Annotated in this window: 14 protein-coding genes and 1 tRNA gene; 6 read left to right on the top strand and 9 right to left on the bottom strand. The window is 44.5% G+C overall.

From position 1 onward, the window contains the following. Positions 1 to 20: 20 nt before the first annotated feature. Positions 21 to 2,468 carry an acyl-CoA dehydrogenase FadE gene (gene fadE / locus BCU12_RS11050; protein ID WP_102404321.1) on the bottom strand — a complete coding sequence of 816 codons (2,448 nt, stop codon included), beginning with the start codon at positions 2,466 to 2,468 and terminating at the stop codon, positions 21 to 23. Between the two features lie 298 nt (positions 2,469 to 2,766). On the opposite strand from fadE, the gene lpcA reads away from it, so the two are divergent. Together lpcA and BCU12_RS11040 are read left to right on the top strand one after the other, a co-directional pair. Beyond that, positions 2,767 to 3,342, top strand: a complete 576-nt coding sequence (gene lpcA, locus BCU12_RS11045; RefSeq protein ID WP_102404320.1) for a D-sedoheptulose 7-phosphate isomerase — start codon at positions 2,767 to 2,769, stop codon at positions 3,340 to 3,342. A 36-nt stretch (positions 3,343 to 3,378) separates the two neighbouring features. Continuing rightward, complete coding sequence (locus BCU12_RS11040) at positions 3,379 to 4,221, top strand: class II glutamine amidotransferase (RefSeq protein ID WP_102404319.1); 843 nt, start codon at positions 3,379 to 3,381, stop codon at positions 4,219 to 4,221. Positions 4,222 to 4,303: 82 nt separating this feature from the next. On the opposite strand, the gene purN is transcribed toward BCU12_RS11040, so the two are convergent. After that, positions 4,304 to 4,939: a phosphoribosylglycinamide formyltransferase gene (gene purN / locus BCU12_RS11035; RefSeq protein ID WP_102404318.1), complete on the bottom strand. Its 636-nt coding sequence runs from the start codon at positions 4,937 to 4,939 to the stop codon at positions 4,304 to 4,306. Between the two features lie 2 nt (positions 4,940 to 4,941). Beyond that, a complete protein-coding gene (gene purM, locus BCU12_RS11030; RefSeq protein ID WP_102404317.1) occupies positions 4,942 to 5,982 on the bottom strand; it encodes a phosphoribosylformylglycinamidine cyclo-ligase in 1,041 nt (346 codons plus the stop codon). 177 nt (positions 5,983 to 6,159) lie between these two features. Here purM and upp point away from each other — a divergent pair, with 177 nt between their 5' ends. Further along, complete coding sequence (gene upp / locus BCU12_RS11025; protein ID WP_102404316.1) at positions 6,160 to 6,786, top strand: uracil phosphoribosyltransferase; 627 nt, start codon at positions 6,160 to 6,162, stop codon at positions 6,784 to 6,786. 100 nt (positions 6,787 to 6,886) lie between these two features. On the opposite strand, the gene rluF is transcribed toward upp, so the two are convergent. The 3 genes from rluF to BCU12_RS11010 form a co-directional block, all read right to left on the bottom strand. Beyond that, positions 6,887 to 7,960 (bottom strand): 23S rRNA pseudouridine(2604) synthase RluF, encoded by a 1,074-nt coding sequence (rluF, locus tag BCU12_RS11020; RefSeq protein ID WP_102404315.1) that lies wholly within the window; start codon positions 7,958 to 7,960, stop codon positions 6,887 to 6,889. A gap of 92 nt (positions 7,961 to 8,052) precedes the next feature. Then, positions 8,053 to 8,634 carry a DNA endonuclease SmrA gene (gene smrA, locus BCU12_RS11015; RefSeq protein WP_102404314.1) on the bottom strand — a complete coding sequence of 194 codons (582 nt, stop codon included), beginning with the start codon at positions 8,632 to 8,634 and terminating at the stop codon, positions 8,053 to 8,055. A gap of 208 nt (positions 8,635 to 8,842) precedes the next feature. Continuing rightward, positions 8,843 to 8,983, bottom strand: coding sequence for a DUF3149 domain-containing protein (locus tag BCU12_RS11010; RefSeq protein WP_102404313.1), 141 nt, complete (start codon positions 8,981 to 8,983; stop codon positions 8,843 to 8,845). Positions 8,984 to 9,239: 256 nt separating this feature from the next. Here BCU12_RS11010 and BCU12_RS11005 point away from each other — a divergent pair. Both BCU12_RS11005 and BCU12_RS11000 read left to right on the top strand, forming a co-directional pair. Further along, positions 9,240 to 9,316 (top strand) — tRNA-Pro (locus tag BCU12_RS11005). A 657-nt stretch (positions 9,317 to 9,973) separates the two neighbouring features. Beyond that, positions 9,974 to 12,625 carry a beta-N-acetylhexosaminidase gene (locus BCU12_RS11000; RefSeq protein WP_102404312.1) on the top strand — a complete coding sequence of 884 codons (2,652 nt, stop codon included), beginning with the start codon at positions 9,974 to 9,976 and terminating at the stop codon, positions 12,623 to 12,625. A 148-nt stretch (positions 12,626 to 12,773) separates the two neighbouring features. On the opposite strand, the gene BCU12_RS10995 is transcribed toward BCU12_RS11000, so the two are convergent. Further along, complete coding sequence (locus BCU12_RS10995; RefSeq protein ID WP_102404311.1) at positions 12,774 to 13,640, bottom strand: TraB/GumN family protein; 867 nt, start codon at positions 13,638 to 13,640, stop codon at positions 12,774 to 12,776. A gap of 504 nt (positions 13,641 to 14,144) precedes the next feature. Between BCU12_RS10995 and BCU12_RS10990 the strand changes: the two genes are divergently transcribed. After that, entirely contained in the window at positions 14,145 to 14,831 is a 687-nt protein-coding gene (locus BCU12_RS10990; protein WP_102404310.1) for an oligogalacturonate-specific porin KdgM family protein, read from the top strand. Between the two features lie 104 nt (positions 14,832 to 14,935). On the opposite strand, the gene BCU12_RS10985 is transcribed toward BCU12_RS10990, so the two are convergent. Continuing rightward, positions 14,936 to 15,376: a DUF411 domain-containing protein gene (locus tag BCU12_RS10985; RefSeq protein WP_102404309.1), complete on the bottom strand. Its 441-nt coding sequence runs from the start codon at positions 15,374 to 15,376 to the stop codon at positions 14,936 to 14,938. 8 nt (positions 15,377 to 15,384) lie between these two features. Continuing rightward, the coding region (locus BCU12_RS10980; RefSeq protein WP_102404308.1) for a copper-translocating P-type ATPase at positions 15,385 to 17,310 on the bottom strand (1,926 nt) is incomplete at its 5' end.

The raw sequence follows: 17,310 nt of genomic DNA, 5'->3' as shown, positions 1-17,310 counted from the left end.
TGTATCTGTTTACCCCAATTCTATGCGACGCTTTCCATGCTTGGGTATGGTGACTTTACCGCTGCAAGTTCTTCAGGAGCGAAATCATCAACGTTAATCACATAGAGACGTTCTTTTTCGGCATTGATCAGCAGTTTCGCTTCGCTCTCGGAGATTAGCTTGTTTTCTAAGCCAAGTTCCGCGACCTTATCAAGGGCAACGAAAGCACGACGCTGAGACAGGCCTTTGCAGACTTTGTCAAACACAAGCTCGGCTTCAAGAATAACCTCGAGTGCTTTCTCAATACGACCAACCGGGTTAAATGGTGTGTCTTCAAGGTACTGGTTACGACCAATTCTAGAACGAGTCGCGCTTGGTGTTTGGATGATCTTCGCTACCTTGCTATCTAGCTTGTCACTTGGCGCACGTCTTACACGTCCGAAAGGCATGATCAGAACTCGCAGTGCGGAAGCAACAATGCGATTAGGGAAGTTTGCTAGGAACTCATCAATCGCGACTTCTGTCTGCTGTAAGCTGTCTTGAAGCCCCCAATCAACCATGGCTTTATCTTCAAGAGGACGGCCATCTTCATCAAAACGTTTTAGCGTTGCTGAGCTCAAGTAAAGTTGACTCAAAATATCCCCTAAACGAGCGGACATACGTTCTTTTCGCTTGAGTGAGCCACCTAGTATCACCATTGAAATATCTGACAATAGAGCCATATTCGCACTGTAGCGGTTCAGCTGTTGGTAGTAGCGTTTAGTAAAATCTTTGGTCGGCGCTTGAGAGCCTAATCCGTCGCTCAAACCAAACCAAATGCTTCTGACTAGGTTACTCATCGTAAATGTAACATGACCGGCTAGCGCCTTATCAAAGTCATCTAACGCATTGGCTTTGTCAGAGTGAGCAGCGTTCATTTCGTCAAGTACATAAGGGTGACAGCGAATCGCACCTTGGCCGTAAATAATCAAAGAACGTGTCAGAATGTTTGCACCTTCAACTGTAATAGCGATCGGTGAGCCTTGGTAACCGCGAGCAAGGAAGTTTGATGGGCCTAAGCAGATTCCTTTACCGCCAACAATATCCATTGCGTCAATAACACTGCGTTGTCCACGATGGGTACAGTGGTATTTAACGATCGCTGAAATAACGGATGGTTTTTGACCCAGGTCGATTCCCGCTACCGTCAGGCTGCTGGCTGAATCCATCACATAGGCATTACCCGCTAAGCGAGCTAAAGGCTCTTCAACCCCTTCCATCTGGCCAATTGGCTGTTTGAACTGACGACGAATTCGAGAGTATGCACCAGTTGCCATTGCCGCCGACTTGATACCGCCCGTCGAGTTAGACGGCAGGGTAATACCACGACCTACTGACAGGCACTCAACCAACATTCTCCAACCTTGGCCAGCCATTTTCTCGCCACCAATGATGAAATCGATAGGAACGAAAATGTCATCACCTTGAGTTGGGCCGTTTTGGAATGGCACATTGAGAGGGAAGTGGCGATTCCCAATCTCGACACCTTTAAGATCGGTTGGGATCAAAGCACAAGTAATGCCTAACTCTGGTTTGTCACCCAGTAATCCATCAGGGTCACGCAGTTTAAACGCGAGACCAAGAACGGTTGCCACTGGTGCCAGTGTTATATAACGCTTGTTCCAAGTGAGTCGCATGCCAAGTACTTGCTTGCCTTTCCACTTACCTTTACAAACAATACCGTAATCAGGAATTGAACCTGCATCAGAGCCAGCTTCAGGGCTTGTTAGGGCAAAACAAGGGATCTCAAGTCCAGTGGCTAGGCGTGGAAGGTAATGGTCTTTTTGCTCTTCTGTTCCGTAGTGTTGCAGTAATTCACCAGGGCCTAATGAGTTAGGTACGCCTACCGTTGATGAAAGTACACTGGAAACGCCTGTCAGCTTTTGTAGAACCAAAGATTGAGCGTAGGCTGAAAATTCCAATCCACCGTATTTTTTCTTAATGATCATGGCAAAGAATTTATGATCTTTAAGGTACTGCCAAACTTCGGGTGGAAGGTCTGCTAATTCATGTGTCACATGATAATCGTTAACCATGGCACACACTTCGTTGACTGGGCCATCAAGAAAGTCTTGCTCTTCTTTCGATAGCTTAGGGGCAGCGATGTTATGGAGTTCTTGCCAGTTTGGCTTTCCCTTAAACAGTTCTGCTTCCCACCATACAGTACCAGCATCCAATGCCTCTTTTTCAGTCTGTGACATCGCAGGGAGCACTTTCTTAAACAGCTGTAAGGCCGTTTTACTGATCAAAGATTGTCTAACGGAAGGCACTGCAAAAACTGCGATAGCAGCAATGTAGAGTGCCCAACTTAATAGACCCGCACTGCCCCAAACGGATAGAGCAAACATAGTGACAGTGAGCGCCGATAACGATAGCAGTAATGAGCTTCTGTGGTACAGGCAGAGAGAGACTATTGCCACGAAACTGAGTATAGAGAGCAAGATTTCCATGTTGTTTTCCTTATCTAGCACGAATACCGCGCTGTAATCTTGTAAGAGGTCTAACCAGTTAAGTGTAATCAAAATATTAACGAAATGTAAAATACCAATGTGATTAAAAAGTGATCCAAGTAGAGTTAAAGTTCTAATTATGAGCAGTAGGCAGCGATTTACATTCAGTAAAAACGCTCGGAAGTGGAATTCTTAGGGTGTAGCTATCGACACTAGAGATTGTTTCAGTAAACTCAGGGATAGATAAAATTTGTAACCGTGCTTACATTTACTCCAATATTAAAATGAGAATATAGCCATGTATCAGGATCTAATTAAAAACGAATTAACAGAAGCTGCCGAAGTATTGAATGCGTTTTTAAGTGATGAAAATAACTTAGCTCAGATTGAAGCTGCAGCGAAGTTAATTGCCGACTCATTTAAACAGGGTGGCAAAGTGCTCTCTTGTGGCAATGGTGGTTCGCATTGTGATGCAATGCACTTCGCGGAAGAGCTAACCGGCCGTTACCGTGAGAATCGCCCTGGTTATCCTGGTATTGCGATATCAGATCCAAGCCATATCTCATGCGTAAGTAATGATTTTGGCTATGAATCGGTATTTTCGCGTTATGTGGAAGCGGTTGGCGCATCGGGTGATGTGCTGTTTGGCCTTTCGACATCGGGCAATTCGGGTAATATCTTGAAGGCGATCGATGCGGCGAAGGCGAAAGGAATGAAGACCATTGCATTGACGGGTAAAGACGGCGGGAAAATGGCCGGACTTGCGGATATCGAGATTCGTGTCCCACACTTTGGTTATGCTGACAGAATCCAAGAGATTCATATTAAGATTATCCATATTGTGATTCAGCTGATTGAAAAAGAAATGGCATAACGACGCCAATTTTAGAAGAAAAGGATTTAATGAAACATGTGTGAATTGCTCGGAATGAGCGCCAATGTGCCAACAGATATATGCTTCAGTTTCACAGGGTTGATACAAAGAGGCGGCAATACCGGCCCACACCGTGATGGCTGGGGAATCACTTTTTATGAAGGGAAAGGCTTTCGAACGTTTAAAGATCCAAAGCCAAGCTGTGACTCTAAGATCGCAGAGTTAGTACAAAGCTACCCAATTAAGAGCCGAGCGGTTGTTAGCCACATTAGGCAAGCAAACCGAGGTTCTGTGAACCTTGAAAATACTCATCCATTTACACGAGAATTATGGGGCCGTTACTGGACATTTGCGCATAATGGCCAATTGTCTGATTACGATGATCTCATTTCGGGTCGATTCAGGCCTGTGGGTGAAACGGACAGCGAACTGACATTTTGCTGGATTTTAAAGCAACTGGAAGAACGTTACCCAGAACCACCTCAAGATATGGTGGGTGCACTTCAATACATAGCCGAATGCTGTAACAAGCTGAAAGATAAGGGCGTATTTAATATGCTTTTGTCTGATGGTGAGTATGTGATGACGTACTGCACGAACCATTTGTATTGGATTACACGTCGTGCACCTTTCGGTAAAGCGAGCTTGATTGACGAAGATGTGACGATTAATTTTCAGGAAGAGACCACACCTAACGATGTCGTGACCGTGGTTGCGACTCAGCCGCTCACGGATAATGAAGTATGGCATCGAATGAAGCCTAGTGAGTACGCGGTTTTCCATTTTGGCGAACTGATTGATGGAAATGCACATCGATTAGAAGATGTTGCTTTTGCAGAGGCGAAGCCTAAGTCTCAGGCACCCACTCAGCCATTGTAATGATGGTTTCATGCGTAAATAAAAAGGGTTGATGTTTGCACATCAACCCTTTTCCATTTTTACTGTACTAACGCTGTGGTGACTATTCTGCGTAGCCGTGGATGCCAAGTTTATTGCCATCTAGGAACGCTTTCCCATTTTCCATCTTCAGTCGACCGTCTACAAACCATTGTGCGACAAGCGGATAGATCTTGTGCTCTTGAGTTTGAACGCGATCTGTCAGCACTTCGACATTATCTTCGTCGAAAATTGGCACTTTTGCCTGCAGAATCACTGGGCCACCGTCAAGTTGCTCAGTGACAAAATGAACGCTTGTACCGTGCTCTTCATCACCCGCGTGAATTGCGCGTTGATAAGTGTTGAGCCCTGGGTACTTAGGCAACAAAGAAGGGTGGATATTGATCATACGCCCTAGGAAGTGGCGAACAAACTCACCACTTAGAATACGCATGTAGCCAGCCAGTATAATAAGATCAGGTTGATACTCATCCATCTGACGCATCAATTCCCTGTCAAATGCGTCGCGAGTATCAAAGGCTTTAGGATCGATAAAGACACCTGCAGCCCCTGCCTTTTCTGCTCGTTTAAGAGCATAAGCATCTGCTTTGTTTGAAAAAACAGCCGTTACCTTGCCACTATCAATACTGGTTTCACACGCATCGATAATCGCTTGCAAGTTCGAACCATTCCCTGAAACTAAAACAACAATGCTTTTCATATTTACTTAATCTCTACCTGTTCTTCGCCAGCTTCTGCTTGAGCGATTTCACCAATAACCCAAGCGTTTTCATCTTCTTGTTGAAGAAGTTTTACCGCCGCTTCAGCTTGGTCTTTAGGTAGCGCAACAACAAGGCCAACACCACAGTTAAATGTGCGGTACATTTCGTGCGTTGTTACGTTGCCTTTTTCTTGTAGCCAGTTGAAGATGGCAGGCCATTCCCAGCTTGAACCATCAACCACTGCTTTCGTACCTTCTGGAAGTACGCGTGGGATGTTTTCCCAGAAACCACCACCTGTGATGTGAGAGATGGCATGAATGTCATGCTCTGCTATCATCTTAAGTGCTGATTTAATGTAAATTTTCGTTGGTTCTAAAAGGTGCTCACCAATTGTGCGACCTTCTAGTTGCTCGTTCTTATCTGCGCCAGATACTTCTAGAATCTTACGGATAAGAGAGTAACCATTAGAGTGTGGACCACTAGAGCCAACAGCGATTAATGCATCACCGGCCGCTACTTTTGTTCCGTCAATGATCTCTTCTTTTTCGACAACACCGACACAGAAGCCAGCAACGTCGTAGTCTTCGCCTTCATACATACCAGGCATTTCAGCCGTTTCACCACCAATGAGTGAACAACCAGCTTGAACACAACCTTCAGCAATACCCGTAACAACGTCAGCCGCTGTATCAACGTCTAGCTTGCCCGTTGCGTAGTAGTCTAGGAAGAATAGTGGCTCACCACCTTGAACAATCAGGTCGTTCACACACATCGCAACAAGGTCGATACCGATGGTGTCGTGCTTGTTCATATCCAGAGCAAGACGAAGTTTTGTACCTACGCCGTCAGTCCCTGATACTAAAACAGGTTGTTTGTAGTTCGTTGGTAGCTCACATAGAGCACCGAACCCACCAATGCCACCCATAACTTCAGGGCGACGAGTGCGTTTTACTGCACCTTTAATTCGGTCAACAAGCGCGTTACCTGCATCAATGTCAACACCAGCGTCTTTGTAGCTAAGAGAAGAGTTATTACCGCTCACAGGGAAGTCCTCGGGTTTAAGTTGGATATGAAAACGGCGCTATTCTACCAGTGCTTAATCATAAAGAGCAAACGTTTGCGTAGGTTTTTTTATTGATCTACTGCACCTGAATTCCATTTCGTTATCGTGTATAATCTGGCGGTTTATTTAAAAGTATCTAAATTGTCGGAGATGAAAATGAAAGTGGTTGAAGTTAAACACCCTCTTGTAAGACACAAAATTGGTTTAATGCGAGAAGGTGACATCAGCACGAAACGTTTTCGTGAGTTAGCAACGGAAGTAGGTAGCTTGCTTACTTATGAAGCCACTGCTGATTTTGAAACAGAAACAGTCAGTATCGAAGGTTGGAACGGTTCTGTAGAAGTTGAGCAGCTAAAAGGTAAAAAAGTAACGGTTGTTCCAATTTTGCGTGCTGGCCTAGGCATGATGGATGGCGTACTTGAGCATATGCCAAGTGCTCGTATCAGCGTTGTCGGTATCTATCGCGATGAAGAAACGCTAGAACCTGTCCCTTACTTCAACAAACTTGCTTCAAACATTGATGAGCGTATTGCTCTGGTTGTTGACCCAATGCTCGCGACTGGCGGATCAATGATTGCAACGATTGACCTTCTTAAAGAGAAAGGCTGCAGTCAATTCAAAGTATTGGTTTTAGTGGCTGCTCCAGAAGGCATTGAAGCGCTTAAGAAAGCACACCCTGATGTAGAGCTTTACACTGCTGCTATTGATGAGAAGCTTAACGATAAAGGTTATATCGTTCCTGGTCTTGGGGATGCGGGTGATAAGATTTTTGGTACAAAGTAGACGTTAAGTCTTTGTTTAATAATAAAAATTGATACCAAAACGACAAAGGGAGCGGATGCTCCCTTTTTTATTATCTGCAATGTCGCTTGAAGAGGATGAATTACTTATTCAGGCTTAACGTACCCGGCTTACGTCTTTTCGGTGCGCCATTTGAGGCTTGGTTCGAGTGATCTTGATTGCCCTGATCAGGTCGAACGGGCGCTTTGCCATGATAGCTTTTCTTATTTTTGCTTTCGTTAGAGCCGCGCTTGGCATTCGGCCCACGACGAAACTCATCTGCATTGTTGCCTTTGAACGTGCGCGTTTTTTGGTTACGTCTTGCCGTGCTTGTTTGGTTCTCTTCTCGGCTATCAAAGAGTTTTGCATCGGTGGCTCGGCGTATGCGAACACCTTTAGCATCGTTCTTAGACGCATCTTCCGTACCGCTTGAATCCTCACACATCGCATGAATTTCACTGACTTCCGCATCGCTAAGATAGCGCCACTTACCGTTTGGAATGTCATCGATTGAGATGTTCATAATACGAACACGGCGAAGTTTAAAGACTTCATAGCCTAACTCTTCACACATACGACGGATTTGGCGGTTAAGGCCCTGCGTCAAGACAATGCGAAAAGAGAACTTGGTTTCTTTGGTCACTTTACACGGTAGCGTCACGGTATCAAGAATGTGAACCCCTGCCGCCATGTGCGTTAAGAATTTCTCAGTGATCGGCTTATCGACACGAACCACATACTCTTTTTCGTGATTATTACCCGCACGCAAGATTTTGTTGACGATGTCGCCGTCATTGGTCAGGAAAATCAAACCGTCAGATGGTTTATCTAGACGTCCGATAGGAAATATACGCTTGTGATGGCCAATGAAGTCGACGATATTACCTGGAATATCACGCTCTGTGGTGCAAGTAATACCGGTTGGTTTGTTGAGAGCAATATAGATAGGCTTTTCTTTTGAACGAACTGGCTTGTCATCGATACAAACATCATCGCCATCAAGAACTTTTGTGCCCATTTCTGGTTTTCGGCCATTGATGGTGACTCGGCCTTGTTCGATCAGTCGGTCAGCCTCACGGCGAGAGCAAAAACCTGTTTCGCTGATGAACTTATTCAAGCGTTTCCCGTTGGTGGATGCTTGAGTTTGACTTGAAGATGGATCGTGGTGTGTAGACATTTGAATACCTCGTTACGTTTCACAACGGATTTGATGACAGTGAAGCAGGAAGCTGCTTATTATTTGGGCGGAGTGTAGCACTTACGCTTCGCTTATCCCATTCGTTTTTGATGGCGCTCTCGATTGTCGGCTTTTTTCTCGTCGCTTTTTCTGAGCATTAGATACATTGCACCTGTGCCGCCGTGAAATTGTTGAGCACTGTGCGCGCATTGAACGTCTCTAATCTGTGTCACCCAGTTAGCCAAATGGCTCTTCATTAAGGCGGGAGGGTTAGAGTGCGCGCCTTTACCGTGAACAATGAGAACGGTACGGATGTCGAGGCGCAAGCATTGCTTAAGAAATTTGATCACTTCTTCGCGTGCTTCTTTTAGCGATTTCTTATGAAGGTCCAGTTTGGCTTGAATCGGGTATTTTCCAAGCCTTAGCTTTTTGTAAACACCGTGCTGAATACCATCTTGCTTGTATTCAACCATGTCTTCAGGTTTCAGCATGGGCGCGTAGTCGATAGAAAGGTATTCTGGGTCGTCTTCGGTAAGCCACATGGCTGCTTGTTGTCTGGCTTCTTGTCCTGCCGAAATCTTATGTTCTTTTTTGAGTTCAGCGGTGTCGTGAGTGATGGGCTTTACATCTCCCATCATTTCTTGAAAAAGAGAAAAATCGTCATCTTGAGGCATAGTGATTTCCAATTAATCTAGGTACAGAGAAGATTAATTGGGATAGCGGAGGGTGTCTATAAAATTTTAAATGGCAAAAGCGGAGTGGATAGAATTCCGACTCCGCTTCACTGCAGTGTATGTTTCAAATTCGCTGTGTCTGGTTTGCTTTCATTTGCGAATAACCTACATGTGAGTTTGTGTAGGATCGAATGAAGCACTTTTCACGCTATTGAGGAGCTTCTGCTTTTAGTATCTTATATAAGAAGAAGCCACTAAAAAATACCATCAGGCCAATCGTGATAAAGATGACGATCATTGAAGATAAGCCGACTGCGTTTCCAAATAGAAGTTGAAGCCAAAAATCCATAATTAATTTCCTAGCGTGGATACATGGGTTCAATGTTACGCAGAGGTTAATTGCTCGTTACTGATCTAGATCAACACCTATAACGGCAATGAATACTTTAAATGGAGTGATGTGTTTTTCATCACATTATTACCGATTTGAATAGTTATTAATCGAACGATTGTTTAATTAGAAAATAAAGCGTCAAATGGCTTGCGTTAACCTAGATAATGAGTAATATACGCATCCGTTGACAGCGAATAGCTGATTAACATCTCGGTGAATAGCGCAGCTTGGTAGCGCATCTGGTTTGGGACCAGAGGGTCGGGGGTTCGAATCCCTCTTCACCGACCACATTAGAAAGGCCGTAGCAGAAATGCTACGGCCTTTTGCGTTTTCGGCGTTTCCAATATTAAGGGCATGCGAGATCGAAAATAGAATCGGCTTAATATGAAGCCAATCTATAAGGTGGTTTAAACCTCTGCAAATGTCTAACGAACTGCTTGGCTTTGTCTCTATATTCCACACAAGTTCATTTTTAGTAACCGACTTCTCTTATTCATCACCCTTGCCGCCCATTTGTGGGCAGAACTCTCCAATGAGTGCTTGTTAAATACAGCGCTGCAAAAACGTTAAAAACCACCGGATTAACGTTATTTAACGAGCACATTTTAGTGACCAATCTCCCAATTATTGTTTGGGTTATGATTCAGTATCGTTTTCGATATTTTTTTACTGTGATCTTGGACAAATCCTAATGTTCAGAGTGGGTGTTTTTCTGTGATAAATATCACCGGAAAAAAACGTCAATAGTAAATTGTTGAATTTGACGGTGAAGTTATGGTGTTGATTTTTATTGTTTTTATTTCCCTAAAATCAAATGAATTGTGAAGTGGATCATTTTGGTGATTTATTTATTTTACGGCTAGAAATAAGTTCTGATAATTTGACGGTAACTTTTAGGGAAAGCGATTTGATTTCCCATGTTTGATCCACTTTAGGGTAAGTAAGATGTTAAAACATTCTATTATTGCAGCGTCAGTACTAGCGACCTTATCAGGTTGTTCTTCTTTTCAAACGTCAGAGCAGAAGGTCGTTGATTCGCTTGCGAATAATCTTGATATTCAATATCACGTATTAACGAACCACGGTGCGGTGGATGGGTTAGCCTGTCAGGACTTAGGAGCGGAGTTTGCTTCATGTAATAAAGTCAACATGACCCTTCACAATGATGGAAAAGCAATCGATTCAAAAGATTGGGCGATTTATTTCCACAGTATCCGACTTGTACTTGATGTAGACAACGAGCAATTCAAAGTGACTCGAGTGACGGGCGATTTACACAAGCTTGAGCCAACTGAAAAATTCCAAGGCTTCGCGGCAGACGAAGAAGTGGTCATTCCAATGATTGGTGAGTTCTGGCAGCTATTTGAAACGGACTTTATGCCAGGAGCTTTTGTCACTGCGCCTAACAGTGAGCCAAAATTGATTGCATCGCTGAATACTGAAGACGTCGCTTCATTCGTTACAGGTCTTGAAGGCGAGAATGTTAAACGTACGCCAACAGACAACAATGTTATTGCCACTGCCATTTCTCGTTTTGAAAAAAATGCTGACGTTGCTGCTCAAGATGTATCAACAACACTATTGCCTTCTCCACTTCATGTAGAGGCGACAGGTGGCGAAGTCAATATTTCAAATGGTATTGCTTTGCCAGAAAGCAGCTTCGAAGCAGACCAATATGATGCCCTGAAAACACGCGCCGAAGTGTTGGGTTTAAATGTGAGTGGTGAGTTACCTGTTGATGTGACGGTAGTACCAGAGCACTTTCCGACAGAGCTTGCGGTAAAGGGTGCGTATGAGTTAGAGATCAATGACTCAGGTGTGTCGATCAAAGCGTTTGATAAAGCTGGCTCGTTCCACGCGATTCAGTCCGTCTTTGGTCTCATCGATAGCCAGAATATCCAAACGCTTCCTAAGTTAATCATCCAAGATGCCCCGCGTTTTGATTACCGTGGAATCATGGTTGACGTTGCGCGTAATTTCCATACAAAGGAAGCGATTTTTGCCACGCTTGACCAAATGGCGGCGTACAAAATGAATAAGCTTCACCTTCACCTAACGGATGACGAAGGATGGAGACTTGAAATCCCTGGTTTACCAGAACTCACGGACATTGGCGCGAAACGTTGTTTCGACTTAGATGAAAAAACGTGCCTGTTGCCTCAGCTAGGTTCAGGACCGACATCGGACAACTTTGGATCGGGTCACTTTACACGTACTGACTATATCGACATCTTAAAATACGCAAAAGCGCGTAACATTGAAGTCATTCCAGAGCTAGATATGCCGGCTCACGCAAGAGCTGCCGTAGTCTCAATGGAAGCGCGTTATGAACGTTTCATGAGCGAAGGTAACGAGCAAGCGGCGAACGAATATCGATTGATGGACCCGCAAGATACGTCAAACGTCACAACGGTGCAGTTTTACGACAAGAAAAGCTTCATTAACCCTTGCTTAGATTCGTCAACGCGCTTTGTTGATAAAGTGATCAGTGAAGTCGCTGCCATGCATGCGGAAGTTGGTACGCCACTCAGCACCTGGCACTTTGGTGGTGACGAAGCAAAGAACATCAAGTTAGGCGCAGGCTTCCAAGACATCAATGTGGAAGAAAAAATCGACTGGAAAGGTAATATCGATCTTAGTCAACAAGACAAACCATTTGCGAAATCCCCTCAGTGTCAGAATTTGATTGCTGAAGGCGTCGTTAGCGACTTTGGTCACTTACCGAGCCATTTTGCTGAAGAAGTGTCAAAAATTGTCGCGGAGAAAGGCATTCCAAATTTCCAAGCGTGGCAAGACGGATTGAAATACAGCGAGGGTGCCGATGTATTTGCGACTGAGAATACCCGTGTCAATTTCTGGGATCCACTGTATTGGGGAGGAAGCGCTTCCGTGTACGAGGAAGCCTTGAAAGGGTATGACGTTATTGTCTCTAACCCTGATTACCTCTACATGGACTTCCCATATGAAGTCGATGCCAAAGAGCGAGGGTACTACTGGGCAACCCGCGCAACGGATACGCGTAAGATGTTTGCTTTTGCACCTGAGAATATGCCGCAAAACGCTGAAACATCGTTAGATCGTGATGGCAATGGCTTCACTGGTAAAGGCGAAGTTGAAGCCAAACCATTCTATGGGTTATCTGCTCAGCTTTGGTCTGAAACAGTTCGAACAGATGAACAATACGAATACATGGTCTTTCCTCGAGTGCTTGCCGCCGCTGAGCGTGCATGGCACCGAGCTGAGTGGGAAAATGACTATAAAGTTGGCGTAGAATATTCGCAAAACACTCAGCTTGTGGATCAAGCAAATCTTCACGACGATTGGACACGTTTTGCGAACCTACTCGGTCAGAGAGAGCTGGCTAAGCTTGAAAAATCCGGGATTGATTATCGCTTACCGGTGCCTGGTGGTTTGGTGACCGATGGCGAGCTTGCAATGAACTCGTCATTCCCTGGCGTGGCGTTGGAATACTCATTCGATGAGGAAAACTGGATGACCTACTCAGATGAGAAACGTCCGAGTGTTGAAGGCACAGTGTTTATTCGTTCGGTATCCGCATCGGGTGAGCGCTCTAGCCGAGTGACCAGTGTGCAATAAACGTATATGAGCGTTTAACGATAAAGCCTCCCGAAGTTGGGAGGCTTTATTTCTTCTGCCGCGGGTTGGCTTTATCGTCTGTGTAAGTGTGAAGTTGACGCTAGTTGAAGTAGATATGAGTAAACGTCGAAATTAGATGAAACCGATGTTAGTAAAAGTCACAGTTTACGGAACGACTTTTGGAAAGCTTCTCAACTGAAAACCCTTGATCTTTTAGTTCATCTATAAGGCTGTTGTTGCCTACAAGGTGCAATGTGCCCACCACGACTAAGTATTGTCCGGATGTGTCGGTTAGAAATTCTTGACTATTGAGTTTCGTCGCCCAGTCACTATTTCGGTCGGTGATGAAGAGTTTTGAAAAGTCTTCTGAGAATTCACTCGCTTCAGCAAACTCATTGAGCTTGTCTATATCACCAGCAATCCAGCTTTCAGTTAAGCAAGATGTCATCTTTTCTGTTTGATGGTATTCCTTTATCGCAGCGAGTAATAAGTCTTCTCCATCGTTGGGTAAATTGGCAATTAAGTCGATCTGAAATTGCATCGTTTCCAACGGAATAATGTCTATTTCTTTAAAGTACGCGTCGTACAACAGTATATGGTCAACGCCTTGGCTCGCTTGATAACCCAGTTGGTCTAGCTTTCCAACCTGAATTGCCAAAGCCGCCGTCCAGGGTGGAAGGGCGTCTAAGGTCGCTAGGCTGATATTCAGCTCTTTTTCTATATTCCGAAGTTGGTTGAGTTGAATGTCATTGAGAACATCCTGGACGGAATAATCTGACTGAGGGTATTGGATATCGTGCGTTTTTCGCGTATCCGCTTCAAGAATAAGCCCGTCACTGCTTTCTAAAAAGTCAGTTATGCGCTTAGGAAGTGGGTACATGTTTTCATTCCCCACATGGACAGACCCTAAAATCATCAACTGTTTATCTCCCTTTGTTGCTAGCCAATGTAACGGTTCGCTCAGGGCTAACGGACTATAGATGATGAAGAGAAAAAGAAATTGAAGAAATCGCATGATTATACCGAGTCAGAGATAGAGGAGCTCTAAAGAATAGCGGTGCTCGAACTGGATGCCAAGCAATGCAGCAAAACGAGGGCCGTGTTAACTGGCTTGTGCGACAAAGTCAACTGAAACCACGATTCAGACCCATGCATTGATCGAGTAAATGTGTGATTAAGATCCAATGCCTACCCTCAATTATTATTATTAAACAAAAATAAGCTAAAAGCGGTGTGATTTAGACCTTGTTTTGTGGTCTTTGAATTACCTTTAAGTCGATCTAAATCACTTTGTGTTTTTCCTTGTTGTATTGCTGCTCCGTTAACTCGTTGATTCTCTGATATTAATTATTTCTGCGTATTAAGAAGGTGATCAAGATCACTGTGTTGATGTGTTTATTTTTACTTCCGAATTAAATATTGCAATTATCCACCCCAAGCTAGGAAGGCATCCAAATAATTACGGCTAGTGGTAAGTGAAATACCGAGATAGTCGTACAAAATATTAAGGCAGTTAAACATGAAAAAAATTATCGCTCTAAGCGCACTTTCTCTTGCTTTCGCTTCAAGCGCATTCGCTGGTTCTTCTTACGTTACAGGTAATGTGCAATTCCACAGCGAAAACAAAAACCCTAATGCGACGTCGACTCTAGAAGCTGGCCACACTTTCGAAACAGGTACAACGCTACTGACTGAGTTTGATGGTATCTCTCTAGGCAGCTACGAAGGTGAGTTTAACGAAGGTGCTGGTACAACGCCTTACATTACTTTGGGTGTAGAGCAAAGCTATTCATTCAATGATAATCTTTGGGTTGCTGTTGGTTACCACCACCTACTGAACAACGGTGAAACTGTTCAAAACCGTCCTTTAGTTAAGATTGGCTACAACTTCGATAACGGTATTGCAATCAGCAATCGTACTCGTTACCACAACATCAAAGACAGCGACAACGATCAACTTCGTTTTGACAACCGTATCGGTTACACACTAGAAGACGCTCCAGTAGCGCTAGCGTACAACAACGTATACGTATCTGTTGATAACAGCGATAACACGATGGATCACGAGTTCCGCGCTACATGGACTCGCACTGGCGTTCAACCATACTTCGAGCTACGTAGCCAAGGTCACGGTGCTAAGAACGAAGATGGTTCAGATAAGAAAGAAAACACAGCATTCGTATTCGGTGCTTCTTACGGCTTCTAATCAAGCCTGAGTTTAGTTTGTCCAAACTAAAGTTCAAACAAGAGAGCCTAGCAATGTGCTAGGCTCTTTTTTTAATCTGCTTTTCTGTCTATGATATCCGTTGGTTACTTTCCTTCGTAGTGACGGTATTCGAAGACCTGCCCTTTCTCATTGAACGCATAGACCGAGTATTCATCGCGTTCCTCTCCGTACACCATTCCTGGTGAGCCCAGTGGCATTCCTGGTACTGCAAGCCCTTTGGCATTTTTAGGTGGGTTTTCTAAAAACGCGGTAATGTCCTCCGCAGGAATATGTCCTTCAAAAACGTACCCGTCTATTTCGGCCGTATGGCAAGATGCGAGTTCAGGCGTAATACCAAACCTTTCCTTTATTGGATTCATATTCTTATGGAGTTCTTCTTTAACGGTATAGCCTGCTTCAATCATGTGTTTTGTCCAATCTCCACAGCATCCACAATAAGGGGACTTATGGTTTATGACATCTGCTGCAAGTACATTTGCAGAGAAGCTTGAGGCTAGAACAATAGCCAGAGTGTTTAGTTTCATGATGACCTCTACTGGTTGAGTTTGGATTTAAAAAGTCGTAAGCGATTTGCATTGCTAACAACTGTGATAGAAGACAGCGCCATAGCTGCGCCGGCAACAACTGGACTTAATAGAAAGCCAAAAACGGGGAATAAGACTCCCGCCGCAATTGGAATTCCGAGAGAATTATAGATAAATGCTCCAAATAGGTTTTGTTTGATGTTGGTCACCGTTGCTTTGGATAAATCGATGGCATTGATTACCGCTAACGGGGACGAATTCAATAATGTCATTTGGGCACTTTCGATGGCCACATCACTGCCACTGCCCATGGCAATCCCAAGCTCAGCTTGAGCTAAAGCCGGTGCGTCATTGACACCGTCGCCAACCATGGCAACGGTAGCGCCATTTTTTTGAAGTTCGATGATGTGCTGAGCTTTCTCATCGGGGAGGACTTGAGCAATGACCTTATCTATATCCAGTTCTTCGGCGATAGCGTGAGCCACGGATTCATTATCACCGGTGAGCATCACGGTAGTGATATCTCGTCTTTTAAGTTCGGCAATGGCCGATTTTGCGCTTGGCTTGATGGTGTCGGAAAGGGCAATGATACCAATCAATGTGTTATCTAACGTTATTGCAATCGGTGTCCAAGCGTTTTGATGACACTGTTCTATAGCGCTATTTGCGTTATGTTTTGCTATGTCTAGAAATTTAAGATGAGCGAGAGATGAGACCATGAGTGTGTGTCCATCACATTGAAGTTCAACGCCTTTCCCTTTTAGGTTTATAAAACCATCGGTTTGCAGTGCAATGATGCTCTTTTCTTGAGCAAACAAACAAATTGATTTGGCCAGTGGGTGCTCTGAATGCAGTTCTGCACTGTAAGCGTATTGAAGGAGCTTTTCTTCCTCTATTCCAAAGGAAAACACGTGCTGAACCTGAGGTTTGCCTTGAGTGAGCGTGCCTGTTTTATCAAATACGACAGTCGTAATGTTACTCGCGGTTTGGAGTGCATCCGCATCTTTAATAAGAATACCCATTTCGGCAGCTTTACCGACGCCGACGGTAATGGAAAGAGGGGTGGCTAAGCCAAGCGCACACGGACAAGCAATAATGAGTACCGTGGTTGCCACGATCAGCATATAGCTTAGTTTGGGTTCAGGCCCGACAAAGTACCAAATCGTGGTAGCGAGCAATGCAATGGCTATAACAATAGGGACGAAGATTGAAGCCACGTGATCCACCATTTTGGCGATCTCTGGTTTACTGCTTTGAGCTCGACGAACCATCTGAATGATTCGCGCTAACATGGTTTGCTGACCAACCCCGGTGGCTTCCATCGTTAGGCTACCATCTTGATTGAGTGTTCCTGCGGACAGTTCGTTATTCGGCTCTTTTGCTACAGGGATAGGTTCGCCAGTGAGCATTGACTCATCCACAAATGAATGGCCAGTTATGACGATTCCATCGACGGGAATTTTTTCTCCTGGTCGAATCCTTAGCTTCATCCCTTTTTCAACTAAACTGAGCTTGGTTTCTTGGTCACCTGATTCAGTAATGATCGTGGCCGATTGTGGTTGCAGATTAATCAAGGCTTGTAGCGATTGCGTTGTTTTGGCCTTGGCTTTGGCTTCAATGTAGTGACCGAGTGAGATGAGGCCCAAAATCATCGCCGTGGCTTCAAAATAGACATGGCGTGCACTTTCAGGGAATGCGCTGGGCAGTAAAACCATCAACATGGAATAAATCCAAGCGGCGCCAGTACCTAAAGAGACTAGGCTGTCCATTGTTGCGCGGCGATGGGTAAAAGCTTGGTACGCGTTAATGTAAAAAAAGCGTCCTGAAGTTGACATTAACAGCAGACACAAAAAGCCGATTACCCCCCAAGCATATTGGTCACCAGTGTGTCGAATCATCATATTCCCACCGAACATTCCCCAAACCATTAATGG

Origin of the sequence: Vibrio sp. 10N.261.55.A7 (assembly GCF_002877365.1) — a bacterium.
In the GTDB taxonomy this organism is placed as follows: Bacteria; Pseudomonadota; Gammaproteobacteria; order Enterobacterales; family Vibrionaceae; genus Vibrio.
Note: the sequence above shows the minus strand (reverse complement) of the source record. Positions and strands in the feature narration are given on the sequence as shown.